Annotated in this window: 23 protein-coding genes; 13 read left to right on the forward strand and 10 right to left on the reverse strand. The window is 66.8% G+C overall.

Annotation, left to right across the window (positions count from 1 at the left end; all coding sequences use genetic code 11):
• The first annotated feature begins 47 nt into the window (after nt 1-47).
• On the forward strand, nt 48-1,637 hold the full coding sequence (locus tag WKW79_RS20760; protein WP_340337097.1) for a class I adenylate-forming enzyme family protein: 1,590 nt from the start codon (nt 48-50) through the stop codon (nt 1,635-1,637).
• Between the two features lie 113 nt (nt 1,638-1,750).
• On the forward strand, nt 1,751-3,622 hold the full coding sequence (gene recQ / locus WKW79_RS20765) for a DNA helicase RecQ (RefSeq protein WP_340337098.1): 1,872 nt from the start codon (nt 1,751-1,753) through the stop codon (nt 3,620-3,622).
• Here recQ and WKW79_RS20770 read toward each other — a convergent pair.
• The 3 genes from WKW79_RS20770 to WKW79_RS20780 all read right to left on the reverse strand — a co-directional run bounded on the left by WKW79_RS20770 (nt 3,619) and on the right by WKW79_RS20780 (nt 9,253).
• The gene (locus tag WKW79_RS20770; RefSeq protein ID WP_340337099.1) at nt 3,619-5,169 is read right to left on the reverse strand and encodes a S41 family peptidase; all 1,551 of its coding nucleotides are present in this window, start codon (nt 5,167-5,169) and stop codon (nt 3,619-3,621) included. The genes recQ and WKW79_RS20770 overlap by 4 nt on opposite strands.
• Before the next feature lie 57 nt (nt 5,170-5,226).
• Nucleotides 5,227-6,762 carry a S41 family peptidase gene (locus WKW79_RS20775; RefSeq protein ID WP_340337100.1) on the reverse strand — a complete coding sequence of 512 codons (1,536 nt, stop codon included), beginning with the start codon at nt 6,760-6,762 and terminating at the stop codon, nt 5,227-5,229.
• 166 nt (nt 6,763-6,928) lie between these two features.
• Nucleotides 6,929-9,253: an ATP-binding protein gene (locus WKW79_RS20780; protein WP_340337101.1), complete on the reverse strand. Its 2,325-nt coding sequence runs from the start codon at nt 9,251-9,253 to the stop codon at nt 6,929-6,931.
• 119 nt (nt 9,254-9,372) lie between these two features.
• Between WKW79_RS20780 and WKW79_RS20785 the strand changes: the two genes are divergently transcribed.
• From WKW79_RS20785 to WKW79_RS20795, 3 genes are all read left to right on the forward strand, one after another.
• Complete coding sequence (locus WKW79_RS20785; protein ID WP_340337102.1) at nt 9,373-10,572, forward strand: threonine ammonia-lyase; 1,200 nt, start codon at nt 9,373-9,375, stop codon at nt 10,570-10,572.
• A gap of 167 nt (nt 10,573-10,739) precedes the next feature.
• Nucleotides 10,740-10,892 (forward strand): hypothetical protein, encoded by a 153-nt coding sequence (locus WKW79_RS20790; RefSeq protein ID WP_340337103.1) that lies wholly within the window; start codon nt 10,740-10,742, stop codon nt 10,890-10,892.
• A 164-nt stretch (nt 10,893-11,056) separates the two neighbouring features.
• Nucleotides 11,057-12,907, forward strand: coding sequence for a phosphoenolpyruvate carboxykinase (GTP) (locus tag WKW79_RS20795; protein ID WP_340337104.1), 1,851 nt, complete (start codon nt 11,057-11,059; stop codon nt 12,905-12,907).
• A 68-nt stretch (nt 12,908-12,975) separates the two neighbouring features.
• Here WKW79_RS20795 and WKW79_RS20800 read toward each other — a convergent pair whose 3' ends face one another.
• A complete protein-coding gene (locus tag WKW79_RS20800; protein WP_340337105.1) occupies nt 12,976-13,509 on the reverse strand; it encodes a hypothetical protein in 534 nt (177 codons plus the stop codon).
• A gap of 110 nt (nt 13,510-13,619) precedes the next feature.
• Here WKW79_RS20800 and WKW79_RS20805 point away from each other — a divergent pair, with 110 nt between their 5' ends.
• The 4 genes from WKW79_RS20805 (at nt 13,620) to WKW79_RS20820 (ending at nt 17,549) form a co-directional block, all read left to right on the forward strand.
• On the forward strand, nt 13,620-14,612 hold the full coding sequence (locus WKW79_RS20805) for a LysR family transcriptional regulator (RefSeq protein WP_340337310.1): 993 nt from the start codon (nt 13,620-13,622) through the stop codon (nt 14,610-14,612).
• The gene (locus WKW79_RS20810; RefSeq protein WP_340337106.1) at nt 14,609-15,412 is read left to right on the forward strand and encodes a metallophosphoesterase; all 804 of its coding nucleotides are present in this window, start codon (nt 14,609-14,611) and stop codon (nt 15,410-15,412) included. Before WKW79_RS20805 ends, WKW79_RS20810 begins: the two co-directional genes overlap by 4 nt.
• Before the next feature lie 126 nt (nt 15,413-15,538).
• The gene (locus tag WKW79_RS20815) at nt 15,539-16,066 is read left to right on the forward strand and encodes a hypothetical protein (RefSeq protein ID WP_340337107.1); all 528 of its coding nucleotides are present in this window, start codon (nt 15,539-15,541) and stop codon (nt 16,064-16,066) included.
• Nucleotides 16,067-16,319: 253 nt separating this feature from the next.
• Complete coding sequence (locus tag WKW79_RS20820; protein ID WP_340337108.1) at nt 16,320-17,549, forward strand: nucleoside recognition domain-containing protein; 1,230 nt, start codon at nt 16,320-16,322, stop codon at nt 17,547-17,549.
• Nucleotides 17,550-17,606: 57 nt separating this feature from the next.
• On the opposite strand, the gene WKW79_RS20825 is transcribed toward WKW79_RS20820, so the two are convergent.
• Both WKW79_RS20825 and WKW79_RS20830 read right to left on the reverse strand, forming a co-directional pair.
• Complete coding sequence (locus WKW79_RS20825; RefSeq protein ID WP_340337109.1) at nt 17,607-18,788, reverse strand: serine hydrolase domain-containing protein; 1,182 nt, start codon at nt 18,786-18,788, stop codon at nt 17,607-17,609.
• Nucleotides 18,789-18,796: 8 nt separating this feature from the next.
• Nucleotides 18,797-19,777, reverse strand: coding sequence for a Bug family tripartite tricarboxylate transporter substrate binding protein (locus tag WKW79_RS20830; RefSeq protein WP_340337110.1), 981 nt, complete (start codon nt 19,775-19,777; stop codon nt 18,797-18,799).
• 117 nt (nt 19,778-19,894) lie between these two features.
• Here WKW79_RS20830 and WKW79_RS20835 point away from each other — a divergent pair, with 117 nt between their 5' ends.
• Nucleotides 19,895-20,803, forward strand: a complete 909-nt coding sequence (locus WKW79_RS20835) for a LysR family transcriptional regulator (protein WP_340337111.1) — start codon at nt 19,895-19,897, stop codon at nt 20,801-20,803.
• Between the two features lie 34 nt (nt 20,804-20,837).
• Here the strand turns inward: WKW79_RS20835 and WKW79_RS20840 are convergent, their stop codons facing one another.
• Both WKW79_RS20840 and WKW79_RS20845 read right to left on the reverse strand, forming a co-directional pair.
• The gene (locus tag WKW79_RS20840; RefSeq protein ID WP_340337112.1) at nt 20,838-21,896 is read right to left on the reverse strand and encodes a DUF3500 domain-containing protein; all 1,059 of its coding nucleotides are present in this window, start codon (nt 21,894-21,896) and stop codon (nt 20,838-20,840) included.
• A 267-nt stretch (nt 21,897-22,163) separates the two neighbouring features.
• The gene (locus WKW79_RS20845; protein WP_340337113.1) at nt 22,164-22,340 is read right to left on the reverse strand and encodes a hypothetical protein; all 177 of its coding nucleotides are present in this window, start codon (nt 22,338-22,340) and stop codon (nt 22,164-22,166) included.
• A 139-nt stretch (nt 22,341-22,479) separates the two neighbouring features.
• Here WKW79_RS20845 and WKW79_RS20850 point away from each other — a divergent pair, with 139 nt between their 5' ends.
• Nucleotides 22,480-23,019 carry a flavin reductase family protein gene (locus WKW79_RS20850; RefSeq protein WP_340337114.1) on the forward strand — a complete coding sequence of 180 codons (540 nt, stop codon included), beginning with the start codon at nt 22,480-22,482 and terminating at the stop codon, nt 23,017-23,019.
• Between the two features lie 9 nt (nt 23,020-23,028).
• Here the strand turns inward: WKW79_RS20850 and WKW79_RS20855 are convergent, their stop codons facing one another.
• Nucleotides 23,029-23,949 (reverse strand): isopenicillin N synthase family dioxygenase, encoded by a 921-nt coding sequence (locus WKW79_RS20855; RefSeq protein WP_340337115.1) that lies wholly within the window; start codon nt 23,947-23,949, stop codon nt 23,029-23,031.
• 50 nt (nt 23,950-23,999) lie between these two features.
• Here WKW79_RS20855 and WKW79_RS20860 point away from each other — a divergent pair, with 50 nt between their 5' ends.
• Together WKW79_RS20860 and WKW79_RS20865 are read left to right on the forward strand one after the other, a co-directional pair.
• Nucleotides 24,000-24,551, forward strand: a complete 552-nt coding sequence (locus WKW79_RS20860; protein ID WP_340337116.1) for a BON domain-containing protein — start codon at nt 24,000-24,002, stop codon at nt 24,549-24,551.
• Nucleotides 24,548-25,480: a DMT family transporter gene (locus WKW79_RS20865; protein WP_340337117.1), complete on the forward strand. Its 933-nt coding sequence runs from the start codon at nt 24,548-24,550 to the stop codon at nt 25,478-25,480. The genes WKW79_RS20860 and WKW79_RS20865 overlap by 4 nt, the downstream gene beginning before the upstream one ends.
• Nucleotides 25,481-25,613: 133 nt before the next feature.
• Here WKW79_RS20865 and WKW79_RS20870 read toward each other — a convergent pair whose 3' ends face one another.
• Nucleotides 25,614-25,784: a hypothetical protein gene (locus WKW79_RS20870; RefSeq protein WP_340337118.1), complete on the reverse strand. Its 171-nt coding sequence runs from the start codon at nt 25,782-25,784 to the stop codon at nt 25,614-25,616.
• Between the last annotated feature and the right edge of the window lie 150 nt (nt 25,785-25,934).

Here is a 25,934-nt window from a genome sequence, read left to right on the forward strand (position 1 = left end):
ACCCAGGCACCTCTGAACGAAACAAGGACAAGATTGAGGCCACCAGCATGAGCCATTGGCAAGACTTTCCCGTTCCGCCGATGCGGCACGAAGCGCTGAACGGCGACCGCGTCGTCCGTTGCTTTGCCGAACGCCCGACAAGCCTGTATGCCATGTTCGAGCACGCCCGCGCAACGCGTGCCTCGCACGACGCCATCGTCTGCGAAGGCCGCCGCTGGAGTTACGCGCAGACAGGCGATGCGGGCGACCGGCTTGCGAGCGCCTTCGCCGCCAGGGGCATCGCGAGAGGCGACCGCGTGCTGATACTCATCGGCAACCGGCCCGAGTTCCTGTTCGTGCTGCTCGCCCTGCAACGCATCGGCGCCATCGCGGTGCCGGTCGGCATCCGCGAACAGCGCCCGGGCCTGACGTACATCGCCAGCCAGTGCGGCGCCAAGGCCATCGTGCATGACGACGTGCTCGCCGACCGCGTGCCCGAAGCCGCCGATGCGCCCGATTTGGAGCAGCGCATCGCGGTGTCGCTGCTTGCCGCACTGGCCGCCGAACCGAACACGATGCCCGACGTCGCCAGCACCGTCGAGACCGACGTGGCCGCGATCCTCTACACCTCCGGCACCACCGGCTTCCCCAAGGGCGCGTTGCTCACGCACCTGTCCATCGTGCATTCGTCACTGCACTTCCAGGCCTGCATGCGCCTGCAACCCGATGACCGCTCGGCGCTGGCGGTGCCGGCCAGCCATGTCACGGGGCTCGTCGCCATCATCGCGGCCATGTGGCGCGTCGGCGGCGCCGTGGTCATCGTGCCGGAGTTCAAGGCCGAGGCCTTCGTGCAACTGTTGGCCCAGGAGCGCGTGACCCACACGCTGATGGTGCCGGCGATGTACCAGCTGTGCCTGCTTTCCGACGCCTTCGCGCGCGAGGACCTGTCGCGCTGGCGCATCGGTGGCTACGGCGGCGCGCCGATGCCCGTCACGACCATCGACACGCTCACCCAGCGCCTGCCCGGCCTCACGCTCGTCAACACCTACGGCGCCACCGAAACCACCTCCCCCACCACGATGATCCCGGCCGGCCTCACGCGCGCCCATGCCGATTCGGTCGGCGTCCCCCTGCCCGCTGCCGAGGTTCGCGTCATGGACGACGAGGGCCGCGAAGTGCCGCCCGGCGAAACCGGCGAGATCTGGATCGGCGGCCCGATGGTCGTGCCCGGCTACTGGAACAACCCCGAGGCCACGGCCGCCTCCTTCACCGCCGGCTTCTGGCATTCGGGCGACCTGGGCTCCATCGACGCGCAAGGCTTCGTGCGCGTGTTCGACCGCAAGAAAGACATGCTCAACCGCGGTGGCTACAAGATCTACTCGGTCGAGGTCGAGAACGTGCTGATGGGCTTCGGCGGCATGGTCGAGGCAGCCGTGGTGGGCAAGCCCTGCCCGGTGCTCGGCGAGCGGGTGCACGCCTTTGTTTACCCCAGCGTGCAGCCCGATGACCTGCCCGCCGCCGAAGCCGCACTGCGCCGCCATTGCGAAGAACGCCTGGCCGACTACAAGGTGCCCGAAAGCTTCACCTGGAGCACCGAGCCCCTGCCGCGCAATGCCAACGGCAAGCTGATGAAACGGCTGATGCGCACCCGGATCTGAACGCCCCCATCCGTTGAATTCCGCACACGAGAAGCTCCGGGTCGGGCTGAGACAATAGCGCTACACGCGCCGCGAGCGCGTGCCGCCACCAAACCTGCCGCACCGTGTCCGCCTTGCCATCCACCCCCGCCTCCACCGACCCGCTGGAGATCCTCCTCGAGGTCTTCGGCTACACCGCCTTCCGCGGCCCGCAGGAGGCCATCGTCGACCATGTGGTCGGCGGCGGCGATGCGCTGGTGTTGATGCCCACCGGCGGCGGCAAGTCGCTGTGCTACCAGGTGCCGGCCATCGCGCGGCAACGTGCCGGGCAGGGCGTGGCCATCGTGGTGTCGCCGCTGATCGCGCTGATGCACGACCAGGTCGGCGCGCTGCACGAGGCCGGTGTCAACGCGGCCTTCCTCAACTCCACGCTCGACTGGTCCGAGACGCAGGACGTCGAGCGCCGCCTCGCCCGCGCCGAGATCACCCTCCTCTACGCCGCGCCCGAGCGCGTCACCACGCCGCGCTTCCTCGAACTGCTCGATAGCCTGGCCGCGCGCAACAAGCTGAGCCTGTTCGCCATCGACGAGGCGCACTGCGTGAGCCAATGGGGCCACGACTTCCGCCCCGAATACCGCGCCCTGACCGTGCTGCACGAGCGCTATGCCGGCGTGCCACGCATCGCGCTCACCGCCACCGCCGATGCACTGACGCGCGCCGACATCGTCGAGCGCCTGCAGCTGGAAGAAGCGCGTCAGTTCGTCTCCAGCTTCGACCGCCCCAACATCCGCTACACCATCGTCGAGAAGAAGGACGCCACCACGCAACTGCTGCGCTTCATCGAGCGCGAGCACGAGGGCGATGCCGGCGTGGTCTATTGCCAGTCGCGCAAGCGCGTCGAAGACGTGGCGCTGGCGCTGCAGGACGCCGGCATCAACGCCCTGCCCTACCACGCCGGCCTGGACGCTTCTGTCCGGCAGAAGCACCAGAACCGCTTCCTGCGCGAGGACGGCATCGTGGTGGTCGCGACCATCGCCTTCGGCATGGGCATCGACAAGCCCGACGTGCGCTTCGTCGCCCACCTCGACATGCCGAAGAACATCGAGGGCTACTACCAGGAGACCGGCCGCGGCGGCCGCGATGGCGAGCCGGCCGACGCCTGGATGGTCTACGGCCTGCAGGACGTGGTGAACCAGCGCCGCATGATCGACGAGAGCCCCGCCGCCGAGGACTTCAAGCAGGTGATGCGGGGCAAGCTCGATGCGCTGCTGTCACTGGCCGAGGCCAGCGATTGCCGGCGCGTGCGGCTGCTCGCCTATTTCGGCGAGCACAGCACGCCCTGTGGGAACTGCGACAACTGCATCACGCCGCCGCAGGTCTGGGATGGCACGGATGCCGCGCGCAAGCTGCTGTCCACCGTCTACCGCGTGCAGCAGCAGAGCGGCATCAGCTTCGGCGCGGGCCACGTCATGGACATCCTGCGCGGCAAGGAGACGGAGAAGGTCAAGCAATTCGGCCATGAGCGCGTCAGCACCTTCGGCATCGGCAGCGAGTTCAGCGAGGCGCAGTTGCGCGGGGTGCTGCGGCAACTGATCGCGATCGGCGCGCTGGCGGTGGATGCGGAGGCCTTCAACACCCTGAGGCTCACCGACGGCTCGCGTGCCGTGCTCAAGGGCGAGGCCAGCGTGTCACTGCGCGAATCGGTGTCCTCGGCCGCGCCGCGCAAGGCCAAGCGCGAGAAGAGCGCACGCGGGGCACCCTCCGCCGCAGCCGCTTCGCTCGACGCTACCGGCCAGGCGCGCTTCGCCGCGCTCAAGGCCTGGCGCGCCGAAGTCGCCCGCGAGCACAACCTGCCCGCCTACGTGATCTTCCACGACGCCACGCTCGCCGCCATCGCCCAGCGCGCGCCCGGCACGCTGGAAGACCTGCAGGGCATCAGCGGCATCGGCGCCAAGAAGCTGGAAGCCTATGGCGCGGACGTGCTACGGGTCAGCAGCGCTTTCTAGACGCCGCCACCCAGGTTCGTGATGATCCGGTTGCCGCGCGAGGGCGACCGGTTCAGCAGGGGCTCCCAGGCCTTCGCATTGGCCTTCTGCCGCGCGGCCTCGGACTTGGGCGTGCCGGAGTTGATGCACTGGCCAGTGAGCGCTATCGCCAGCAATGCCTCGTCGGGGTCGCCCAGCGCATGGCTGAAGTCGTCGGCCACGAAGCAGTCTGGCTGCATGCCGTCGCCGTAGTCGCCGAAGTCCTGCGCGTTCACGCCCTGGAACTGGATCGCGAAGTAGGTCGTCCCGCAGTTGTCCTGCGGCACGAACGCATACGGCTTGCCGCAGGTGGTGCCGCCGATGAGATTGACCTTGACCCCGATGCCGCGCAATCCGTTCACCACCGACTCGCTGGCCGAGCAGGTGTCCGGCCCCGCGAGCACCGTGATCTCCTTCAGGCCCAGTTGCGGCAGCCTCTGCCACACCGGCGCCGAATAGCCTTGCGCATAGATGTAGAACGGGACGGTGGCCTGCGCCGGCGTGAGGTTGAACGGATTCTTGCTGTTGAACTCCAGGCGTTCGAAGGTCTTGCCGGCGGTGGCTTCGCTCGAAGACACCATCGAGGCCAGTTCGCTCGCGATGCCCAGCATGCCGCCGCCGTTGTAGCGCATGTCCAGCACCAGGTCCTGCACGCCACCATCGCTCTGGAGTTGCTGGATCGCAGCGATCAACTGGGCCTCCGAGGGCTCGTTGTGGTCGTTGAACTGGAAGTAGCCGACGCGGCCCTTCGCGGTGTCGAAGGTCTTCACGTTCTGCACCGGCGACATCGTGACGTTGGCCGAGGTCAGCGCAAAGGTGCGCGTGCTGCCGTCGAGCAGGCCCAGCTTGTACGTGTGTGCCTCGCCGGCATTCGCAGGCGCAAGGCCGGCGTTGAGCTTGGCCGTGTCGGCGCCGTTGGCCACGTCGACGCCGTCGATCTCCAGCACCTTCATGCCCCGGGTGATGCCGGCCAGCGCTGCCGGCGAGCCCGATTCCAGATAGGCCACGCGCACGTCACGCGGGGGAGAACGCTGCAGGAAGGCCAGTTCCATGCCGTAGCCCACCGACAGGCCGACCGACAGGTTGCGGTATTCGGCCGTGTCCTCGGTGAAGTGGAAGCGGTCCTTGTCGCGCCCGCTGGCGGTCTTCAGCGGCGTCTTCAGCACGTTGAAGTAGTCGACCGGCGTGGGGTAGGCACTGGCCAGCAGCCCGCCCGGCACTTCGTCGAACCAGAGGTAGGTCTCGTCGATCCAGCCGCGCACCCAGCGCTTCTCGTCATCAAGCGTGCCGGTGCGGTCGCGGAATGCAGTGCCTGTTTCGGGATCGGTCCCGGTTCGAGGCGTCGCGCACCGGCCCGCCACCGTGGACGAAGCAACGATCGGCTCCGGCTGCGATGCCGCTCCGAGCGCCAAGGCCGTCTGCGTCAACCCCAGATCGGCGATATTGCCGTTTCCTCCACCGCCACCGCCGCACGCGGTCAACACCAGGCCGGCGACGATCCCGGCACCCCAACGCATGTTCAGGCTCATGGCCTTGCCCTCCCACAAAATTTGCGGGAGAGCGTAACAGTGTCGATGCCGTCTTGACTATCTCTTCAACGTGTCAATCACACGGTTTTCGCGAATTGGCTCGCGCCAGAGGATGGGGGTTGCACCGGTCGCGCCCTTTTCAAGCTGGATGCCCGCCTTCGCCATGGTCGGGCAGGCGCCGCCGCGCAGCATCGTGAGCGCGGCGGCAAGCCGGCCCTCGGCGGGATCGCCCAGGTCATGGGTGAAGTCGTCCGCCACTGCGCAATTGGGCGCGAAGCCATCGCTGTAATCGCCGAACCCGAGCTGGTTCACGCCCTTGAACTGGACCGTGAAGTAGGTGGTGCCGCAGTTGTCCTGGGGGAAGTAGCCGTAGGGCTTGCCGCAGGTCGTGCCGCCGACCAGGTTGACGTTGACGCCCACGCCACGCAGCGCGTTGATGATCGATTCACTGGCCGAGCAGGTGTCCGGCCCGGTCAGCATCGTCACGCGCGAGAGGCCCAGTTGCGGCAGCGGCTGCCCCGGCGTCGTCGAGTAGCCGCGCGTGGTGCCGTAGAAGGGCAGGCGGGTCTGTTCCTCGGACAACTGGAACGGGTTCTTGCCGTTGAACTGCAGTTGCTCGAAGGTCGTGTCATGCGTGGCGGCGGGCGTGGCCACCATGTAGGCCAGCTGGCTGGCAATGGAGAGCAGGCCGCCGCCGTTGTAGCGCAGGTCGATCACCAGGTCGCTGATGCCATCGTGCTTGAACTGGTCGACCGCGGCGATCAGTTGCGCCTCGGCCATCTCGTTGTGGTCGTTGAACAGCAGGTAGCCCACGGACTTGCCGCCCAGGTCGATCGTCTTGCCGCTGACCGTGGGCATGCTGCGCGTGCCGGCCGCGACGAAGAAGGCGGTGACCGTGCTGCCGTCCGGCCGTGCGAGCTTGAACAGGTGCCGCTCGCCCGCCGCGACCGGCTGCAGGCCCGCGTTGAGCGTGGCGATATCGCTGCCGTTGACGACATCCACGCCATCGATTTCGAGCACTCGCGCACCGCGGCCGATGCCGGCGGCGGCAACCGCCGAGGCGGGCTCGGTCAAGGCCACCCGCACGTCGCGCGGCGGCGCGGCGCTCAGGAAGGCCATCTCCATGCCGTAGCTCGCGGTTTTTTCCGCGCCCGCGGTCGCCACGCCGGTGCTGGCCAACTCGCGGTAGGCGGCCGTGTCATAGGTGAAGTGGAAGCGGTCCTTGGGCCGGCCCGATGGCGTGATCGCGAATGTCTTCAGCATGGCGAAGTAGTCGACCGGCGTGGTGTAGTTGGCCGCCACCAAGCCGCGGGGCACCTCGTCGTACCAGAGGTAGGTCTCGTCGGTCCAGCCGCGCAGCCAGCGCTTTTCATCGTCGGTCGTGCCCTGGACGTCGGGCCAGGTGGCGCCGGTGTCGGGATCGATGCCTTTGCGCGGTGCGGCGCATCGCCCGGCCATGGACGACGATGCCACGATCTGGTCCGTTTCAGCGGCGACCGGCGGTGCCGTCGCCAGCCCCGCGATCGGCAGGATGCCGCCGCCGCCTCCGCCACCACCGCCACCGCCACATCCACACAGGATGAGTGCACCCAAGAATCCCGCACCCCACCGACATTGCCGCTTCATTTGCCAGGTCCTTCCCAGAACAGGAGGGACGCAGCCTAGCAATTAACGAAAGTTTGCAATGACCCTAAAGAATTAGCTTTTGGGCTTCAGCGCCGTGAAAAACACTGCAATTTGAAAATATTTTTTGGAGCGGCTATTGGACGAAGCCCATGCCGCGAGATTCGCGCACTTCCGGTTTAATCCGATGTTCTGCTTCGAGCTGGTCGAGGAATTCGGACGCGGAAAATTCGGTCGCGAGAATATCGGTCTGGCGCTTGACCGCCGCGAAATCACCTGGGCAGAGTTGGGAGAGTTTGGCCAGCCGCGCGCGCAATTCTTCGGACAGCAAAGCCTTGTCGCCGGCCAGCGCCTCCACGACAAACATGCGCTCGCGCTGCGCGGCCGTCAGCGGCATGAACTTGATCTTGAAGGTGAAGCGCCGCAGCGCCGCCTGGTCGAGCCGGTCCAGCAGGTTGGTGGTGCACACGAACACGCCGTTGAAGCGCTCCATGCCCTGCAGCATCTCGTTGACTTCCGTCACCTCGTAGGTGCGCTGCGCACCGCGGCGGTCCTGCAGGAAGGAGTCGGCCTCGTCCAGCAGCAGCACGGCCTTCTCGGCCTCGGCTTCCTTGAACATGGCCGCCATGTTCTGCTCGGTCTCGCCGACGTATTTGCTCATCAGGTCGCTGGCCTGCTTGATGATCAGCGGCCGGCCGATGGACCGGGCCATGTGCTCGGCCAGCGCGGTCTTGCCGGTGCCGGGCGCGCCGTAGAAGCACAGCGTGCCGTGGCCGCGCGCCTTCACGGCCTCGACGATGCGCGGGATCTCGAAGCGCGTCTCGACGTTGAGCATGTCGAGGTCGTAGGTGGTGACGCTGCGGCGTTCGCCATGCCCGGACTCGGTCGTGCCCAGGGCCAGGTCGGCGTTCTTCAACTGGCGCTCGATGAGTGCCTCGACGCTCGTCTCATCGGTTTTCGCCAGTTCGGCGAAGCGTGCCGCCGTGCGGATCTGCGCGGGCGTCAGGCCCTTGCGCTCGGCCAGCTTGGCGGTGAAGGCCTCGGACACGGCAATGCCTTCGAGCGTCTTGCGCACCAACTGCTCGCGCGCGCCGGGCGGCGGCGATTTCAGTTCGAGGTGATAGGCAAAGCGGCGCCGGAAGGCCGGGTCGATCTGCTCGATGCGGTTGGTCACCCACAGCGTGGGCACTGCATTCGATTCGAGGATCTGGTTGACCCAGGCCTTGCCGCTGACGCTGCCGCTGGTCGGCGCGGAAATCTGCTCGGCGCGCGCCATGTATTGCGCGGCCTCGGTGCTGATCGGCGGGAACACGTCCTCGACTTCATCGAACAGCAATGCGGCCTGCGCGCTGCCTTTCAGGAATACCTGCGCGATCTGCAGCGAACGATAACGGTCGCGCCCGCTCAGGGAATTGCCGTCGCGGTCGGCATATTCGACTTCGAACAATTCAAGCCCGGCCGCCTGCGCGACGACCTTGGCCAATTCGGTCTTGCCGGTCCCGGGCGGGCCATAGAGCAGCACATTGACGCCCGGCTCCTTGCGCGTCACGGCGGCCCGCAGCAGCGTGACCAGCATCTGCGCCTCGTCGGCGACGAAGGAGAAATCATCGACGCGCAGCGCGCTCTTGGCCGAGGGCCGCGTGAACACCGCCATCAATTCGTTCTGGTCGCGGTATTCGCGCATCAGCACTGGCGGCAGCTTTTCGCTGACCTTCATGAGATCGGCCAGGTCGGTGATGTTGTGTTCGGAGATGAGGTTCTCGACCAGGCCGATGCGCTCCAGCCGCGATCCGGCACGCAGTGCCTCGCCCACGTCGCTGGCATTGACGCCCGCCACTTCCGCGATGGCGGCGTATGCCTCGGGCGCATTGTTGACCTTGAACTCCACCAGCAGCGAACGCAGGTCGCGCTGGTAGCGCGCCAGCGTGCCGTAGAGCAGCAGCGCGCGCTCGGCCTTGTTCAGCAGCAACAGGCCCGCCAACGCATCGATGTTCTTCTCGACCAGCGTGGATTGCTTGCGCAGCGCATGCGTGAGCCAGTCGCGCGTGGCCGACAGCACGGAGAGCAAATCCTTGGGCTGGTCCTTCGCGTATTCGTCGAGGTAGAAGAACAGCGTGCCTTCTTCATACGGCCCGCGCCAGACGCCGTGGCGCTCCAGCAGCGTGCGGCTGTCGAGCAGCTCGACGCCCTTCCAGATCTCGTTGCCCGCGCAGCGCCGCCCGAGGAATTCACGCAGGCGCAGCAGCACGGCCGTCGGCCAGACCAGGTGCCGCCCCGTCAGCGACAGCAGCCCGTTCAGGTCGCGCCGCACATTGAAGCGCGGCCCCTGCTTGGCCGCCAGCGTCAGCACGAAGTGCGAGCACATGAGCTCCAGCACCGGCGCGCCCTTGAGTCCGGGCGAAGGCACGGCCTGGCTGCGCGATGCAGCCGCCACGTCATCCACACCGGAACGCTTGACCATTCGGGACTACCCTTCTCCAAGAGCCGTACTCAGCGCGACCATAACGCAGAGTTTTAGGTTCGGGAAGAAATGCAAACAGTAAAAACCCTGATGTTACGAATCCGTCCACAATTCCCGACATGGTTGAAATTGATCTGATCGCCAAGGCGGCCGCCCGACTGCGCGGGCAATTGCTCGACACCCCCTGCGTGGAATCGCGCACCCTCTCTGAAATCGTGGGCGCGCAGGTGTTCCTCAAGTTCGAGAATTTGCAGTTCACAGCGTCCTTCAAGGAGCGCGGGGCCTGTAACAAACTGGTGGACCTGTCGGAAAGCGGCGTGCGCGGCGTCATCGCGATGTCGGCCGGCAATCACGCGCAGGGCGTGGCGTACCACGCACAGCGCCTCGGCCTGCGCGCGCTCATCGTCATGCCGCGCTTCACGCCCGGCGTGAAGATCGAGCGCACGCGCGGCTTCGGCGCCGAGGTGGTGCTGCATGGCGACACGCTGGAAGGCGCCCGTGCCCATGCCTTCGAACTCGCCGAGCGCGAGGGCCTGACCTTCGTGCATCCCTATGACGACGAGGCCATCATCGCCGGCCAGGGCACGGTGGCGATCGAGATGCTCGGCGCGGTGCCGGAGTTGGACACGCTGGTGGTGTCGGTCGGCGGCGGCGGGCTGATCGCGGGCATGGCGGTGGCGGCGCGGGCGATCAAGCCGGGCATCGAGATCGTCGGCGTGCAGACGACCCGCTTCCCGGCGATGGTCAATGCCGTCAAGGGCACGCAGCATCCACAGGGCAACAGCACCATCGCCGAGGGCATCGCGGTGGGCACGCCGGGCGTGCTGACGCGCGAAATCATCAAGACGCAGGTCGACGACCTGCTGCTGGTCGACGAGGGCGACATCGAGCAGGCCGTGCTGATGCTGCTTGAAATCGAGAAGACGCTGGTCGAGGGCGCCGGCGCGGCAGGCCTCGCCGCGCTGCTGCGCCACCCGGAGCGCTTCCGCGGCAAGAGGGTGGGCTTGGTGCTGTCGGGCGGCAACATCGACCCCTTGCTGCTGGCCGCCATCATCGAGCGCGGCATGGTGCGGGCCGGCCGACTGGCCCGGGTGCGGGTCAGCGCGCGCGACGTGCCCGGCTCATTGGCCCACATCACGGCCACCGTGGCCGAAGCGGGCGCCAACATCGACGAGGTCCACCACCAGCGGGCCTTCACCATGCTGGCGGCGCAGAACGTCGATGTGGAATTGGTGTTGCAAACCCGGGGACGGACGCACCTGGCGTCGGTGCTCGATGCGCTGCACGCGGCCGGTTTCGCGGCCGAAGAGCAGCGATAGCGGGCCGTTGATTCGTTTTCGGTGCCCGGCCGACGCACCGCGAATTGATTTGAGTCAGCTTGGCTATAGGCCAAAAGTCGCACACTTCCGGGGGGCGGACCCTGACATGATGCGCTGGAGCCTGCCCCTAAAATGCGTGCCAGTTTTGCGAACCTGAGGTATCCCTGATGTCCAACCCCACCCCCGTCCAGCCGGGCCAAGACGCTGTCGTCGAACACGATGCCGTCGAATCCATCGTTCACCTCATGCCGCTCGTGCTCCCGATCGTGGGTGGCGTGCTGATGCTGCTGCTGGCGTCCATCGCCGTGTTCATGGCCTGACATCGGCCCTTGGCCGGCCGGCCTGCGCGGCCCCCGGCCTTGTCCCTCGCCTCCCCTCATGCGATACCGGGCTCCGGAAGAAAACGTTTTCTCCAACGGTCTTTGCGCACAGCTGCGCCCAGGTCCGTTCGAAAAGACGATTTTCAAAGACCAGGAGATTTCCGATGAACGCACCCGTGATGAATGGCCTCACCATTCAAGCACCCGCATATGTCAAGAACGCGAAACTGATCGCCTGGGTGGCCGACATGGCCGCGCTGTGCAAGCCCGAACGCATCTACTGGTGCGACGGCAGCACTGAAGAGTACGACCGCCTCTGCCAGCAACTGGTGGACGCCGGCACCTTCAAGAAGCTCAACCCGGTCAAGCGGCCGAACTCCTATCTCGCGTCTTCCGACCCGAGCGACGTGGCGCGTGTCGAGGACCGCACCTACATCTGCTCCGAAAAGAAGGAAAACGCCGGCCCCACCAACAACTGGATGGCCCCGGCCGAGATGCGCGCCACGCTGCAGCCCCTGTTCGACGGCTGCATGAAGGGCCGCACCATGTACGTGGTGCCCTTCAGCATGGGCCCGCTGGGCTCGCCGATCGCCCACATCGGCATCGAACTCTCCGACAGCCCCTACGTCGCGGTCAACATGAAGATCATGACCCGCATGGGCCGTGCCGTGTACGACGTGCTCGGCGTCGATGGCGACTTCGTGCCCTGCATCCACACCGTCGGCGCACCGCTGGAAGCCGGCCAGAAGGACGTGGCCTGGCCCTGCAACAAGACCAAGTACATCGTCCACTACCCCGAGACGCGCGAGATCTGGAGCTACGGCTCCGGCTACGGCGGCAACGCGCTGCTGGGCAAGAAGTGCTTCGCGCTGCGCATCGCCTCGAACATGGGCCGCGACGAAGGCTGGTTGGCCGAGCACATGCTGATCCTCGGCGTGACCAATCCCGAGGGCAAGAAGTACCACGTCGCCGCCGCCTTCCCGAGCGCCTGCGGCAAGACCAACTTCGCGATGCTGATCCCGCCGGCCGGCCTGGACGGCTGGAAGGTCACGACCATCGGCGACGACATCGCCTGGATCAAGCCCCAGCCCGACGGCCGCCTGCGCGCCATCAACCCGGAAGCCGGCTACTTCGGCGTGGCACCGGGAACCAACGCGCTCACCAACCCCAACTGCATGAAGAGCGTCGAGCGCGACACCATCTTCACGAACGTCGCGCTTACCGACGACGGCGACGTCTGGTGGGAAGGCATGGGCGACGCGCCCGCGCACGCGATCGATTGGCAGGGCAAGGACTGGACGCCCGCCATCGCCAAGGAAACCGGCGCCAAGGCCGCGCATCCGAACGCCCGCTTCACCGTGGCCGCCACCAACAACCCGGCGCTCGACGAAGCCTGGGACGACCCGAAGGGCGTGGCCATCGACGCCTTCATCTTCGGCGGCCGCCGTTCCACCACCGTGCCGCTGGTGACGGAAGCCCGCAGCTGGGTCGAAGGCGTCTACATGGCCGCCACGATGGGCTCGGAAACCACCGCTGCCGCCACCGGCCAAGCCGGCGTGGTGCGCCGCGACCCGTTCGCGATGCTGCCCTTCATGGGCTACAACATGAGCGACTACTTCCAGCACTGGCTCAACCTAGGCAAGAAGCTCGACGCCGCTGGCGCCAAGCTGCCGAAGATCTACACCACCAACTGGTTCCGCAAGGGCGCCGACGGCAAGTTCGTCTGGCCCGGCTACGGCGAGAACATGCGCGTGCTGAAGTGGATGATCGAGCGCATCGAACAGAAGGCCGACGGCCAGGAACACGTCTTCGGCGTAAGCCCGCGCTACCAGGACCTGAGCTGGACCGGACTGGACTTCAGCGCCGAGCAGTTCAACACGGTGACCAGCATCGACAAGTCGGCCTGGCGCGACGAACTCAAGCTGCACGAGGAACTGTTCGCGCAACTGGCGCACCACCTGCCGAAGGAGCTGCCGGCCACCAAGGCAGCGATCGAGGAACGTCTCGAGGCGTGAGTCTTTCGGTTTCGACGGACACAAAAAAACCGCCCTCGGGCGGTTTTTTCATGCGTGACAGCAGTTGATCAGTGGAAGTGGCCAGACTGAACGCGGGCCAGAGCCACATACAGCGAAGGCGTTTCGTGCATCGCGGTCAGCGTGGACTTGCGGACCGGTGCCGGGGCGACTTCCGTCAGTTCTTGTTCAGCCTTGCTGCGGGCGATGGCTGCGCGCAGGTCGGCCATGATGCGCGGGTCGCTTTCGGCGGAGGCCAGGAACAGCGCATCGGCGCGGGCGGCGGCACGGGCTTCGGCGCCGGCGCTCAGGACCTCGCCAACGCGCTTCACGCCGGCGACCAGCAGGTCGGCGTAGAGGGCGGCACCGGCAAACAACGCGGCGCAGAGCACGGCCCAGGCGACCAGCAGGCTGCCTTCGTCCCAGTTGGTCACCAGGGCTTCTGCAACCACCAGTGCCGACGAAACCGCAGCCACCAGCAGGAAAGCGATCACGTGACGCGTGCCAGCACGGCGGGAATTGCCGTTGACCATGTTCAACAGGACCTCGGCGCGCTCGACGCCAGGGTGGATCGTGGGGTGGTTAGCGTTGACGAAGGCGGTCATGGTGAGTCCTCTGAAAAATTGCGTTGGGTGGTGAGCCGATGGGTGAATCTTAGGGGTTTCCCTAGTACGCCGCCACTTTATATTTCTGATGTTTATCATTCACTAAAATGATGAACGTCAACTTTCGCACACTGGATCTCAACCTGCTGCGCGTCTTCGACGAGGTGATGGCAGAGCGCAACCTGACGCGCGCCGCCCGCAACCTGTCCCTGACACAGCCCGCGGTGAGCAACGCCCTGCGGCGTCTGCGCGACCTGCTGGGCGATGAACTGGTGCGTCGCTCGGGTGCGGGTGTCGAGCCGACGCCGCGCGCGCTGGCGCTGTGGCCGACCGTGCGGGACGCGCTGCGCCACTTGCAGCACGTGCTGGCGCCGGGCGACTTCACGCCGGCCACGGCCGATACCGCCTTCATCCTGGCCATGGCCGATGCCACGGCGGCGGAACTGGTGCCCGGCCTGGTGCAGATCATCGAGCGCGAGGCGCCGGCCGTCTCCTTGCGCGTGGTGCCGCTCACCACACGCGATCCGCGCCAGATGCTGGAGAACGAAGGCGCGGACATGGCGGTCGGGTATTTCCCGGCGGTGCTGGCGGCGATGACGGCGCGCGGCCAGTCGGGCGTGGCGGTGCCTTTCGAGACGCAGCGGCTCTACCTCGGCCAGTACGTCTGCGTGATGCGGCGCGGCCATCCGCTGGCGAGCCAGCCGCTCACGCTGGACGCCTTCTGTGCCGCGCGGCACCTGCTGGTCAGTTTCTCCGGGCGGCCCTATGGCTTCATCGAACAGACGCTGAGCGCGTTCGGACGCGAGCGGCACATCACCGTCACGGTGAACCAGTTCTACACGGCCGGCCGCGTGGTCGCCAGCTCGGACCTGCTCGCCGTGATGCCGCGCCACTTCGTCAACGTGACCGGCATCACCGACCAGTTGGAGCTGCGAGAGCTGCCCTTCGACCAGCCCCTGGTGCATGTGGACGCCGTCTGGCATCGGCGCACGCAGTACGGCCAGGCGCATGCGTGGCTGCGCGATGCACTGGCGCGCGCGGCCGAGGTGGCGTTCGCGAAGTCCGCCGACGAAGTCGTGTTGCCGGCGAAGATACGGTCATGAAGCTTCAACTCCTGTCCGACCTGCACCTGGAATCGCACCCGCGCTTCGAGGCGGAAGCCGCGCCGGGCGCCGACCTGCTGGTGCTGGCCGGCGACATCGGCTCCTATCAAGACGGTTCGCGCCTGACGGAGCCGGACTTCGGTTTGGGGCGCTTCTCGCCGCGCCATGGCTGGCCGTGCCCGGTGATCTATGTGCCCGGCAACCACGAGTACGACGGCGACGACTTCGACGCCGTGCACGCGCGCCTGCGCGCCACCTGCAATGCGCTCGACATCCAATGGCTGGAGCGCGAGACGCTGGTGATCGACGGCATCCGCTTCATCGGCACCACGCTGTGGAGCGACTTCGACGCACTGGCGGACCCGGCTGGCGGCATGACCGAACTGCTGAAGGCGCGCGGCAAGGCGATGCGCGCGGCCGATTTCTACCTGGAGAAGGCGGCGACGGTGCGCGACGGGAAGCCGTTCATGGCGGCGGAATTGCGGGAGCATTCGCTGCTCTGCCAGCAGTGGCTGCGCGATGAATTGGCCCGGCCCTTCGAGGGCACGACTGTGGCGATCACGCATTTCGCGCCCACGCTGGCGAGTGCCGATCCGCGCTACGGGCTGTCGCCGGGCACCGCGGGCTTCTGCAATTCGCTCGACGAGTTGCTGCCGCTGGCCAAGGTCTGGCTGCATGGCCACCTGCACTGCGCCTTCGACTACGTGAAGGACGGCTGCCGGGTGATCGCCAATCCCTTGGGCTATCGGAGCAAGGGGGAGCAGGAGGCGTTCCAGCCGAGGTTGCTCATCGAGGTGTGAGGCTCGCGCGAAAGCGCTCCGTTTCTAGAGCATCTGCTCCAACTATCCACCGGTTCTAGCTTTTGCCGACTAGGCCTTCGGCGAGAAGATTCGTTCATACCAACCCTGATCCACAAGGAAAAGAAAATGTCGAACGCATCCCTCGCCACCGCCGCCACCCACGTCGTCGCCCAGTACAGCGCTGCTGGCAAGACCCTGAACAAGGCCTACAGCGCCACCATCGAGCGTCTGCTCGGCGACGCCAAGACCCGTTTCGTGTCGGCCCTGGAAGCCCGTTCGCTGCCGCTGGTCAACGACCAGGTCAAGTCGCAACTCGTGAACGCACAGGAAGTGCTGTCGGGCTTCATGCTCAAGGGCGTGCAAACCGCCTACGGCCAGGCTGACCAGGCCATCGACCTGATCGCCAAGCGCGCCGACAGCGCCATCGAAAAGGTTGCAGCCAACGTGGCCCGCGTCGAATCGTCGTTCGAATTCGTCAAGCTCGACGCCGTGCGCGCCATCAACGCGCCCGTCGCTTCGCTGGCCACGCAAATCGCCGACAAGGTTGCCGAAGGCGCCAAGGCTGTTGAAGCCCGCCTGGGTGTGGTCGCTGAACAAGTGGCCGAAGTCGCCGTCGCTGCCAAGCCGGCACGTCGCGCTGCTCGCAAGGCCTGATTGAGCTTGCCGGACCGACGCTGCGCCACGGCGCGGGGACGGTCTGCAAGAACAATTCTTCGCCAACATTTGGCGGCAGCAACCAGTTCTGGAGGCTCCGCCGGGTGAATCAGCCGGGATGATCGTCACGCACGATCTCCCGGCTTTTTTGCGTCTGTCTCGACCCGCTGCGTGAGCCCGCATGCGTTCGATGGCAAGGCCGCACGAGCCCGCCCCTATGATCGACTGGCATCTTTCAGCAAGGGACCAACGAATGCTCAATGGGCTGTGGCTCGGATTCTTTCTCGTCGCGGCCGTGGCATCGTTCGGTCGGTGGCTGCTTGGCGGCGACGCGACCGTGTTCGCGACCGTGGTGGAGAGCCTGTTCGCGATGGCGAAGCTCGCGGTCGAGGTGATGGTGCTGCTGTTCGGCACGCTGACGCTGTGGCTGGGCCTGCTGCGCATCGCCGAGGCGGCGGGGCTGGTCGGCTGGCTGGCGCGCCTGCTCGGGCCTTTGTTCCGGCGCCTGATGCCGGAGGTGCCGGCGGGCCATCCGGCGCTGGGCCTGATCACGATGAACTTCGCGGCCAACGCGCTAGGGCTGGACAACGCGGCCACGCCGATCGGGCTGAAGGCGATGCGCGAGTTGCAGACGCTGAACCCGAGCGCGACCGCCGCGAGCAACGCGCAGATCCTGTTCCTGGTGCTGAACGCGTCCTCGCTCACGCTGCTGCCGGTGACGATCTTCATGTACCGCGCGCAACAGGGCGCGGCCGACCCGACGCTGGTGTTCCTGCCGATCCTGCTGGCGACCAGCGCGTCGACGCTGGTGGGCCTGCTGTCGGTGGCGCTGGTGCAGCGGCTGCGGTTGTGGGACCCGGTGGTGCTCGCGTATCTCGTGCCCGGCGCGCTGGTGCTGGGTGGCTTCATGGCGCTGCTGGGCACGCTGTCATCGGCGGCGCTGGCGGCCTTGTCCTCGCTGCTGGGCAACCTGACGCTGTTCGGCATCGTGATCGTGTTCCTGCTGGCCGGTGCGCTGCGCAAGGTGAAGGTCTACGAGCAGTTCATCGAGGGCGCGAAGGAAGGCTTCGACGTGGCGAAGAACCTGCTGCCCTACCTGGTGGCGATGCTGTGCGCCGTGGGCGTGCTGCGGGCGTCGGGCGCGCTCGACTTCGCGCTCGACGGCATCCGCTGGGTGGTGACGAAAGGCGGCTGGGACACGCGATTCGTCGATGCGTTGCCGACGGCGCTGGTCAAGCCCTTCTCCGGCAGTGCGGCGCGGGCGATGCTGATCGAGACGATGAAGAGCCAGGGCGTGGACAGCTTTCCGGCGCTGGCGGCGGCCGTGATCCAGGGCAGCACCGAGACGACTTTCTATGTGCTGGCGGTCTACTTCGGTGCGGTGGGCATCCAGCGGGCGCGGCACGCAGTGGCTTGCGCACTGGCGGCGGAACTGGCGGGGGTGGTGGCCGCGATTGCGGTTTGCTATTGGTTCTTTGGTTGAGCTGCGCGCGAGTCCTCCGAGAAGCGCGCGCCCTCGCGAGACTCGTCCAGCACCTCTTCAACGACAAGCGCGAATGAAGCTGTGCAGTTCAGCGTCCCTGTCGTGCTCCTGGGCGTTGACGTAGCGAGGCTCCGGATAGACCGCGAGATTCACGAGGGCCAGCTTCTCGGCCCGATTGACGTAGATGCGCTGGCCGGAATGGCCCATCGCCATCATGGCCCCGTCATCGGTCAGCCACCAGCCGAAACCGTAGCCCGTCAGCCCGAGCGACAGCCTGGAAGGATGAAAGTCGCGCGGGATGTCGAAGGCCCGCTCGGCGACCTTCTCCACCCAGCCGGCCGGCAGGACCTGCTGGCCGTCCATCACGCCGTCCGACGCAATCAACCAGGCGAAGCGCCCCATGTCGCGCAGGGACATGCCGGCACGGCTCCCGGCGATCTCCTGGCCGTCCTCGGATTCCAGCGTGTAGAAGGCATCGTCCTGCATGCCGCACGGCTTCCAGATGGTGTCCGACATGTACTCCGACAACGATCGCTTCGTGGCGGCGCACAGCACACAGCCGAGCAGGTAGGTATCGCCGGTGTTGTAGTGCCATCTCGTGCCGGGCGCGTGCAATCCGGGCACGGCCTGGAGCATGCGCAGCACGCCGCCGGGCACCTTGTCCGCGAGCGATTTGCTGTAGCGGTTCACGTCGGAAGCCCTGTCGGTGTAGTCCTCGGTCCAGCCGACGCCGGAGGACATCGTCATGAGTTGCCTCACCGTCACCTTGGCATAGCCTGAGTCCCGCAGCTGCGGCAGGTACCGGACCACCGGGTCGTCGATGTCGTCGATCGCGCCATCGCGAATCGCGGCGCCGACGAGGATCGCGGTCATCGACTTGACCGTGGACATCGTGCTCCAGCGCTCACCGGGACGCAGGCCGAGACCATAGCGCTCGAGCACCACTTCGCCATCCCGGATGACCAGCAGGCCCGCGACGCTGTTGCGGTCCATGAACGCCTCGACGGACCGCGGTTGCCCTTGGTGCTCGTAGTCGAGCTCGAGTTCGTCCCCGCGCGGCGTCGGGCGAATGTCCTGCCCGCGTTGGATGACACGCGTCGCGAAGAGCTGGTCGACGATGCGGTAGCCATAGGATTGCAGGCACGGCGACCACAGGAGGAAGTCTTCGCTGCGAGGCAGGTGCGTTCGCGCAAGCGCGGGGCGCGGAATGGAAGGGTGAGTCTTGAGTGCGGCGGACATGGCAACCTTCAATCGTTCTGGATACCCAGGCGCGTGATGATCGGGCCCCAGACCCTGGCCTCTTCACGCATCGTGCGCGCGACGGCTTCCGGGCCGAGCGCGGTCGGCGGGTCCATCTGCAACGCTTCCATGCGCACCTTGACTGCCGGATCCGCCCAGAACTTCTTCGTCTCGTCATTGAGGCGCACGATCACATCCTTCGGCGTCCCCTTCGGGACCATCAGTCCATACCAACCGCCCGCCGGGAACTCCTTCAGACCGGCCTCGTAGACGGTCGGGACGCCAGGCAGCGCCGGCGAGCGCTTGTCGCCGAAGATCACGATCGGCACCACCTTCCCGCTCTTCACCTGCGGGATCACGCTGGTGATTGCGTCGGCGGTGATTTGCGTCTCTCCGCCGAGCAGGCCGACCATGGCGGGCGCTGCGCCCTTGTAGGGAACGTGCGTCATCTGCAGGCCGTAGTGCTGCGCCACGAACTCGACATTCAGATGCGTGGAGTTGCCCTTGCCGGCCGAGCCGTAGTTGAGCGCATCCGGCTTGGCCCTCGCCATCTTGACGAGGTCGTCGAGGGTCCTGATGCCGGAGGCGGGACTCGCGACGAGCACCTGGGAGGTTCCTGCCAGCATGAGCACCGGGTCGAAGTCCTTGACCGGGTCGTACGTGAGCGTCTTGTACGAGAACGGGTTGAGCGACATGTTGGAGGTGCTGCCGAACAGGATGGTGTAGCCATTGGCGGGCTGCTTCGCGACGTAGCTGGCGGCGATGCTGCCATTGGCGCCCGGCTTGTTGTCGACGACCACCGGTTGGCCGAGTGCCTTGCCGATGTAGTCGCCCCAGGCCCTCGCAAGGCCGTCGGCGGCGCCCCCGGCCGCGACCGGGACGACCACGGTGATCGCCTTGTTCGGATAGGCCGGCTCGGCCTGCAAGGGCGAGACCGCCAGAGCGGCCAGGCTCATCGCGAGCGCGAAGCGTGGAAGTTTCGAGACCATGAAGCACCCTTGGCAGGAAGTGGTAGTGCGCGAATGCTAGGAACGTACAACCCCAACGTCCAATGCATAATTGGTTGCAGATGCATTACTGTTTCTCATGCGTTCAGGGCAGCGCCAATGAATCTTCAGCAGTTCGAACATTTGCTGGCCGTCGTCGAAACCGGCTCCTTCAGCAAGGCCGCGGAGCAGGTCCACCTGACGCAGCCGGCGCTGAGCCGCAGCATCCAGGCCATGGAAGAAGAACTCGGCGCACCGCTCATCGACCGCTTGGGCAGGCGAAAGGACCTCACGCCGCTGGGTGTCCTGGTCGCGGCCCGCGCACGGCGCATCGGCCTGGAGGTCTCCGAACTCAAGCGCAGCGCTGCGTTGCTTGCAGGACTGGAAATGGGCTCGGTCCGCTTGGGCATGGGGCCCGCGCCAACCGCGGTGCTGGCCGTGCCGTTGCTCCGGCACATGGTCGAACGCTATCCGCGGATCAAGATCCAGCTATCGGGGGGCCCGGCCGAATTGCAGCTCCAGAGCCTGCGCGCACGCTCGCTCGACGCACTCGTGGCCCACCGGCGCTCGCTGCCGCCGCACGACGATCTGAGCGTCGGCCTGCTGCCGGAGATGCGCCTCGGCTTCGTTTGCCGCAAGGGGCATCCCTTGCTCGACAGCGGACCGGTCTCCTTCTCAACGCTGCGCCAGTACCCGCTGGGCGCGAGCGGCATCGGCCTCAGTCACGAAGCGGTGCAAAGTCTCAACAGCTATTTCGGACGCTCCGTGCACTTCATGGACGCGATTCAGTTCCAGTCGGACGAGGCTTCCTGCCTGCTGGAGGTGGTTCGCACGACGGATGCGGTGTTCTTCGGCGCGATCGAGGTTGCGCGCTCGCTGATGGACCGGGACGAACTGGTGGAGCTCAAGCTCACCCGACCGCTGCGACTCACGTCGCAGTTCGCGTTCATCACGCTGGAAGGCGTCGCGGAGACGCCGGCGCTGAAGGTCGTGCAGGGCTTCTGTGCCGAGCACATGCGGGATCGTTGAAAGGTTTGACCTTTTCGACCCTTGATCGCGTTGCTCAATGCCGATGGCTGCTTCCGCTCGCGCGGCGGTAATGCTCGCCCAGCACATCGCGCCCCCAATCGCCGTCGAAGTCGCGCCACACGTTGTGAATGTGGTTGCCGCCCGAGTTGTCCCATTCGATCAGGAAGCGTGGGCCCTGGATGCGCCAGTAGTGCGGCTGGCCGCGCTCGGTGGCACCAGCCCAGCCGAAGCGGATGGCGTCGAGGCCGCCCGCGCGCACGCGTTCCAGGCGTTGCTGGGCCAATGACGCTTCGGCCACCGAGGCCAGTGATTCGATGATGCGCAGGAGCAGCGCCTGTTGCGCGGCATCCATGGCGCTGAAGGCCAGGCCCACTGGCGCCAAAGGATCGAGCTGGGCGGCATTGCGTGTGACGATGTCGCCGAAGGGCTGGGCGCTGAAGACGGCCTGCTGGCGCTGCGTGGGTGAGAGCGCGGCGAGCAGTGCATAGGCGCGGTCTTCCTCCTCGGCCAGCGCGCGCTGGCCCTTGCGCGGACCTCCGTTGGCGATGTCGCGTGGCACCTGCGCCGGATTGGCGCCCAGGAACTGCGGCAGCGTTGCGACGACCTGGCCGTGGGACAGCGTGAAGTGCAGCGAGAGATGGTGACCTTCGATGCGCCAGCCCCAGGGCGCGGCGGTGTCCGGCGTGCCGAAGAGTGCGAAGGCGTAGTTCTCCGGATCGCGCGACAGGCCGAAGGTCTCGATCTCGCGCAGCGCGATCTCCAGCGCGATGATGGACTGGACCTTGACCAGGCCGGGTTCCGACAAGGCTGCGGCGAGCAACTGTTGCGCGGCCTGGCGCTGCGGTGGCGCCATCGACTTCAACGGGATGCCAGGACGGCTGCGGGGCGTGTAGTTCCAGTTGCCGCGCGCCTCCAGCGTGAAGGGCAGCAACAACTCGGGCCGTTGCGCTGGCGGCGTGGCGTCCAGCAAAGCCCGCGCTGCGGCGGCCATCGCTTGTGCCACGCGGGTTGTATCGACCGCGGCGGCAGCGACCGGCGCAGCGGCGAGCAAGGTCCAGCAGGTCATCCAGGCGGAGAAAGTGCGCAGCAGCATGGGCGGTCCTTCTGCGTGAGACGTCGAGCCTTTCAAGGCTTGGGGACCGCGCCCGGACCGGCCCCGCGCGGACTCAAGTCGGGAATGGCGGACCCCAGCGTCCTTGAGAGATTGACCTCTTTTCTGCGCTGCGACAAGCCCGTTGCTCGCGCGGGTGCTTTGTTTCGGATTCCCCGGGGAGGGACATGCGATGGCTCGTGCGCTGGCAGCCGGGTTCGCGGCCGTGGTGTCCGCAATCGCGGTGTGCTGCCGGCTCTTCGGCAGGCGTCAGGACGCCAGTACGCCGGAGAGGATCGCAAAGCCGACGAAGGCGATGCTCACGGCCAGCACGGTCCAGTGCGCCACGGCGGTGACCGCGTGCAAGGAGCTGTAGGACTCGTGTGCCCAGTCCGAACCATCGTCCGGAATCACTTCGACGGTCGGGATGTCGAGATGGATTTTCATGGCCAACCCTTTCGCTTTCATCGTAGGCCCGCAGGCGCAACACATCGATGAAATCGCAGGCATGCATTGATGCCCCGGCCACATCAATGGCGCCGTGCGCCCGCCCATGCAGCGGCACGGCCATGCCTGATCGGCCAGAATGCAACTCCCCTTGCCTCCAGCCTCTTTCGTGACCGTTCCAGCCCAGGCGCAAGCGCCCTCCTTCTCGCCCGACGAATTCCGCGACGCCCTCGGCATGTTTGCCACGGGCGTCACGATCGTCACGGCACGAGCGGCCGACGGCACGCTGGTGGGGCTCACGGCCAATTCGTTCAATTCGGTGTCGCTGTCGCCACCGCTGGTGCTTTGGAGCCTGGCGCGCTCGTCGGGGTCGATGCCGGCGCTGGACACGGGCTCGCACTACGCCATCAACATCCTGGCCGCGAACCAGAAGGAACTGGCCGAGCGCTTCGCGCAGAAGCGCCTGGACCGTTGGGTCGACGTGCCGTTCACCGATGGCGTGACAGGCGCCCCCTTGCTTGACGGCGCGGTGGCCAGCTTCGAATGCTTCAACCGCAGCCGGTATGACGAAGGCGACCACGTGATCTTCGTGGGCGAGGTGGAGCACTGCGCATGGCGTGCCGGAGCGTCGCCGCTGCTGTTTCACGGCGGGCGGTTTTTCACCGAACACCCGCTGTAGCGTCGCTCTTCAGGCCTTCTTGTAGGTCGCATCGAAGCGCGACTGCAAGTACGCCTGCGCCGTGATCGGTTCATAGCGCGCCACCTCGCCCGCCGGCGCGCAGGACGGAATCGCGCTGACCAGCGCATCCGGATTCGGGTCCAGGAACAGCGCGATCGAGTAGCGCTCGCGCGTCGGCCTTAGCACGCGGTGCGGCGTCGACACGTACACATCGTTGGTCCAGCGCATGAGGCAGTCGCCGATGTTGCAGAGGAAGGCGCCGGCAGGCAGCGCGGGCGCGTCGATCCAGTCGCCGTTGCGCGGGCGCACCTGCAGGCCGGCGACACCGTCGGTGGCCAGCAAGGTCACGTTGCCGTAGTCGGTGTGGGCGCCAGCGCCGATGCCCTCGGCTGCCGTGCCCGCGGCCGGCGCCGGATAGTGCAGGAAGCGCAGCGTGGCCATGGGTTGGTCGATCTTGTCGGCGAAGAAGTCGGGCGCGAGGTCCAGGTCGGCGGCAAAGGCCGCATGCAGGCTGCGGGCTGCGGCCAGGGCGGCATCGAAGTAGGCCTCCACGCGCGGGCGCCAGCCTTCGATCGGCGGCCAGGCATTGGGCGGGCGGGTCTGCTCGTCGGTACAGATGAAGTTGAGGGCTTCCTTCTGGTCGGCGCCCTTCTTCTCGTCGAGCGCCTCGGCGCCGAAGTCGACGTAGCCGCGGTTGTGGCCGAGCTTGCCGATGGCGATGGACTGCTTGGTGGGTGTGTCGAGCGCGAAGAATTCGCGGCTGGCAGCGAAGGCGTCGGCGAGCAGTTCGGGCGCGACGCCATGGCCGGTGATGGCGAAGAAGCCGACGTCGCGGCAGGCGGCGCCGACCTCGGCAGCGACGCGCGCATGCTGCGTCGTATCACGGGATGCCAGGGGCGAGATGTCGATGATGGGAATGGCCGTATGCATGCGTCGAGTTTGCCCCAGCGGCCCTCGCCGTGCCCGGCTACCATCGACGGATGACCCGTTGCCGCATCGGCCTTTGCCGGCTCGCATTCCTTGCGTGGCTGGCGGCAGGTAGTGCTGGCGCGGCGACTGCAAGCGACCCGCCCACGCAGCGGCGCAACTGGTTCGACGATCCCTTTTTCCAGGTGGCATCCGGCTTGCCCGGTTGTCCTGTGCCGTTGGGGCCGTTCTATACCGAGGCCGAGCGGCGCAGCCAGATGCACACCCGGCTGGAGCGCGGCACCAGTTGCTGGCTCGAGCACCGCTGCGAGGACAGCAATGCCTATCGCTATGACAAGGCCGTGGCGCCGCGTGTGCGCGATGCCCTGGCCACCGTGCCGGGCGTGCGCCGCACGAGCGTGTGGGTGACGGTGCAGCGGCGCTGGGTCTATCTGCAAGGCTGTGTGCCGACGCGCGACCTGGCCAAGCGCCTGGAGAGCGCGGCACGCGGCGCGAAGGACGTCGAGACCGTGGTGCCGGACCTGATGGTCGGCACGCGGGGCAAGGCGCCGTATCCGGTGAATGATTCGTTGAATGACGAGCAAGTGAACACAAGAAGCAAATGATCGAACGCAAGACCCATCTCGACACCCGCGCCATCGGCCTGCTCGTGGCCTGCTGCGCTTTCTGGGGGCTGCAACAGATCCTCATCAAGACCACCGTGGTGGAGGTGCCGCCGCTGTGGCAGGCGTCGATCCGCATGTCGGGTGCGCTGCTGCTGCTGTGGCTCTGGTGCCGCGCACGCGGCGTGCCGCTGTTCAATCGCGACGGCACCTTGCCGGGCGGGCTTCTGGCAGGGCTGCTGTTCGCGGGCGAGTTCTGCTGCATCTACCTCGGGTTGCAGGACACGACGGCCTCGCGGCTGACGGTGTTCCTCTACACCTCGCCGTTCTGGGTGGCGCTGTTCCTGCCGCGCTGGGCGCCGTCGGAGCAGTTGCGGGGCTGGCAATGGGTGGGACTGGCGCTGGCTTTCGGCGGCGTGGTGCTGGCCTTCAGCGAGAGCTTCGGCCACAGCAGCCCGCGGCAACTGCATGGCGACTTGCTGGCGCTGGCGTCAGGCATGTTGTGGGGGCTGACCACGCTGTCGATCCGCGCGACCAAGCTGGCGACGGCCAGCGCCGAGAAGACGCTGTTCTATCAAGTCGCGGTGACGGCGGCCGTGTCGCCCTTCATGTCGCTGGCACTCGGGGAGACCTGGGGCTTGTCGTATTCCGCGATGGCCTGGGGTTCGATCGCGGTGCAGACGGTCATCGGCGCCTTTGCCAGCTACCTGACCTGGATGTGGCTGCTGCGGCATTACCCCGCGACGCAGATGTCGTCCTTCACCTTCCTGACGCCGCTGTTCGCGCTGGCCTTCGGCGTGATGCTGCTGGGCGAGCCGCTGACGCTGCGGCTGGTGCTGGCGCTGGCCGGGGTGGGGCTGGGCATCGTGATGGTGAACCGGCGCAGGGCGCCTGCTGCGGACGTAAAAAAGGCCGCCTCGAAGGCGGCCTGATTTGCGTGACCCCGATGCATGAAACCCAGCGAGCAGTTCTGTTCGTGGGCACCCGCGGAACCGGCTTTGCCGGGCCGCTGGGTGCGCCCCCTCGAGGGGGAGGCGCCGCAGGCGCTTCGGGGGTGGGCTTTGTTCAGCCGCCCTTCTTGGCGCGCTTGCCGGGGTTCTTCTTGCTGCGGGTGGCGGTGCCGCGCTCGAGGCTGCGCTTCTGGCCGATGCCCGACTTGGCGAGGGTGTAACCCGGTGCGGGGGTGGGCTTGGGGGTGGCTTTGCGTTCGGCTTCGGTTCTGAAAGTGGCAGGCATGGTGGGCTCCGGTAAAAAAATGTCCGGGCGATATTAGGCCACACCGGGAAAACCCGGCCGGTGGCGGCGGGCGTTACATCTTTCCGCAGCGTCCTGCGCCATGGACAAGTCCACGGCGAAGCGCGCGTCCGCGCGACTTCTTCCGCGCGC

Source organism: Variovorax robiniae, assembly GCF_037889955.1.
Taxonomy (GTDB): domain Bacteria; phylum Pseudomonadota; class Gammaproteobacteria; order Burkholderiales; family Burkholderiaceae_C; genus Variovorax; species Variovorax robiniae.

Excerpts from the sequence above, each read along its gene's own strand:
- WKW79_RS20825 (WP_340337109.1), bottom strand. The coding sequence starts at position 18,788 with ATGTCCGCCGCACTCAAGACTCACCCTTCCATTCCGCGCCCCGCGCTT.
- WKW79_RS20785 (WP_340337102.1), top strand. The coding sequence starts at position 9,373 with ATGGTTGAAATTGATCTGATCGCCAAGGCGGCCGCCCGACTGCGCGGG.
- WKW79_RS20860 (WP_340337116.1), top strand. The coding sequence starts at position 24,000 with ATGACCCGTTGCCGCATCGGCCTTTGCCGGCTCGCATTCCTTGCGTGG.
- WKW79_RS20815 (WP_340337107.1), top strand. The coding sequence starts at position 15,539 with ATGTCGAACGCATCCCTCGCCACCGCCGCCACCCACGTCGTCGCCCAG.
- WKW79_RS20870 (WP_340337118.1), bottom strand. The coding sequence starts at position 25,784 with ATGCCTGCCACTTTCAGAACCGAAGCCGAACGCAAAGCCACCCCCAAG.
- WKW79_RS20840 (WP_340337112.1), bottom strand. The coding sequence starts at position 21,896 with ATGCTGCTGCGCACTTTCTCCGCCTGGATGACCTGCTGGACCTTGCTC.
- WKW79_RS20805 (WP_340337310.1), top strand. The coding sequence starts at position 13,620 with ATGAACGTCAACTTTCGCACACTGGATCTCAACCTGCTGCGCGTCTTC.
- WKW79_RS20835 (WP_340337111.1), top strand. The coding sequence starts at position 19,895 with ATGAATCTTCAGCAGTTCGAACATTTGCTGGCCGTCGTCGAAACCGGC.
- WKW79_RS20760 (WP_340337097.1), top strand. The coding sequence starts at position 48 with ATGAGCCATTGGCAAGACTTTCCCGTTCCGCCGATGCGGCACGAAGCG.
- WKW79_RS20770 (WP_340337099.1), bottom strand. The coding sequence starts at position 5,169 with ATGAGCCTGAACATGCGTTGGGGTGCCGGGATCGTCGCCGGCCTGGTG.
- WKW79_RS20865 (WP_340337117.1), top strand. The coding sequence starts at position 24,548 with ATGATCGAACGCAAGACCCATCTCGACACCCGCGCCATCGGCCTGCTC.
- WKW79_RS20830 (WP_340337110.1), bottom strand. The coding sequence starts at position 19,777 with ATGGTCTCGAAACTTCCACGCTTCGCGCTCGCGATGAGCCTGGCCGCT.
- WKW79_RS20790 (WP_340337103.1), top strand. The coding sequence starts at position 10,740 with ATGTCCAACCCCACCCCCGTCCAGCCGGGCCAAGACGCTGTCGTCGAA.
- WKW79_RS20845 (WP_340337113.1), bottom strand. The coding sequence starts at position 22,340 with ATGAAAATCCATCTCGACATCCCGACCGTCGAAGTGATTCCGGACGAT.
- WKW79_RS20850 (WP_340337114.1), top strand. The coding sequence starts at position 22,480 with ATGCAACTCCCCTTGCCTCCAGCCTCTTTCGTGACCGTTCCAGCCCAG.
- WKW79_RS20800 (WP_340337105.1), bottom strand. The coding sequence starts at position 13,509 with ATGACCGCCTTCGTCAACGCTAACCACCCCACGATCCACCCTGGCGTC.
- WKW79_RS20780 (WP_340337101.1), bottom strand. The coding sequence starts at position 9,253 with ATGGTCAAGCGTTCCGGTGTGGATGACGTGGCGGCTGCATCGCGCAGC.
- WKW79_RS20855 (WP_340337115.1), bottom strand. The coding sequence starts at position 23,949 with ATGCATACGGCCATTCCCATCATCGACATCTCGCCCCTGGCATCCCGT.
- WKW79_RS20795 (WP_340337104.1), top strand. The coding sequence starts at position 11,057 with ATGAACGCACCCGTGATGAATGGCCTCACCATTCAAGCACCCGCATAT.
- WKW79_RS20810 (WP_340337106.1), top strand. The coding sequence starts at position 14,609 with ATGAAGCTTCAACTCCTGTCCGACCTGCACCTGGAATCGCACCCGCGC.
- WKW79_RS20820 (WP_340337108.1), top strand. The coding sequence starts at position 16,320 with ATGCTCAATGGGCTGTGGCTCGGATTCTTTCTCGTCGCGGCCGTGGCA.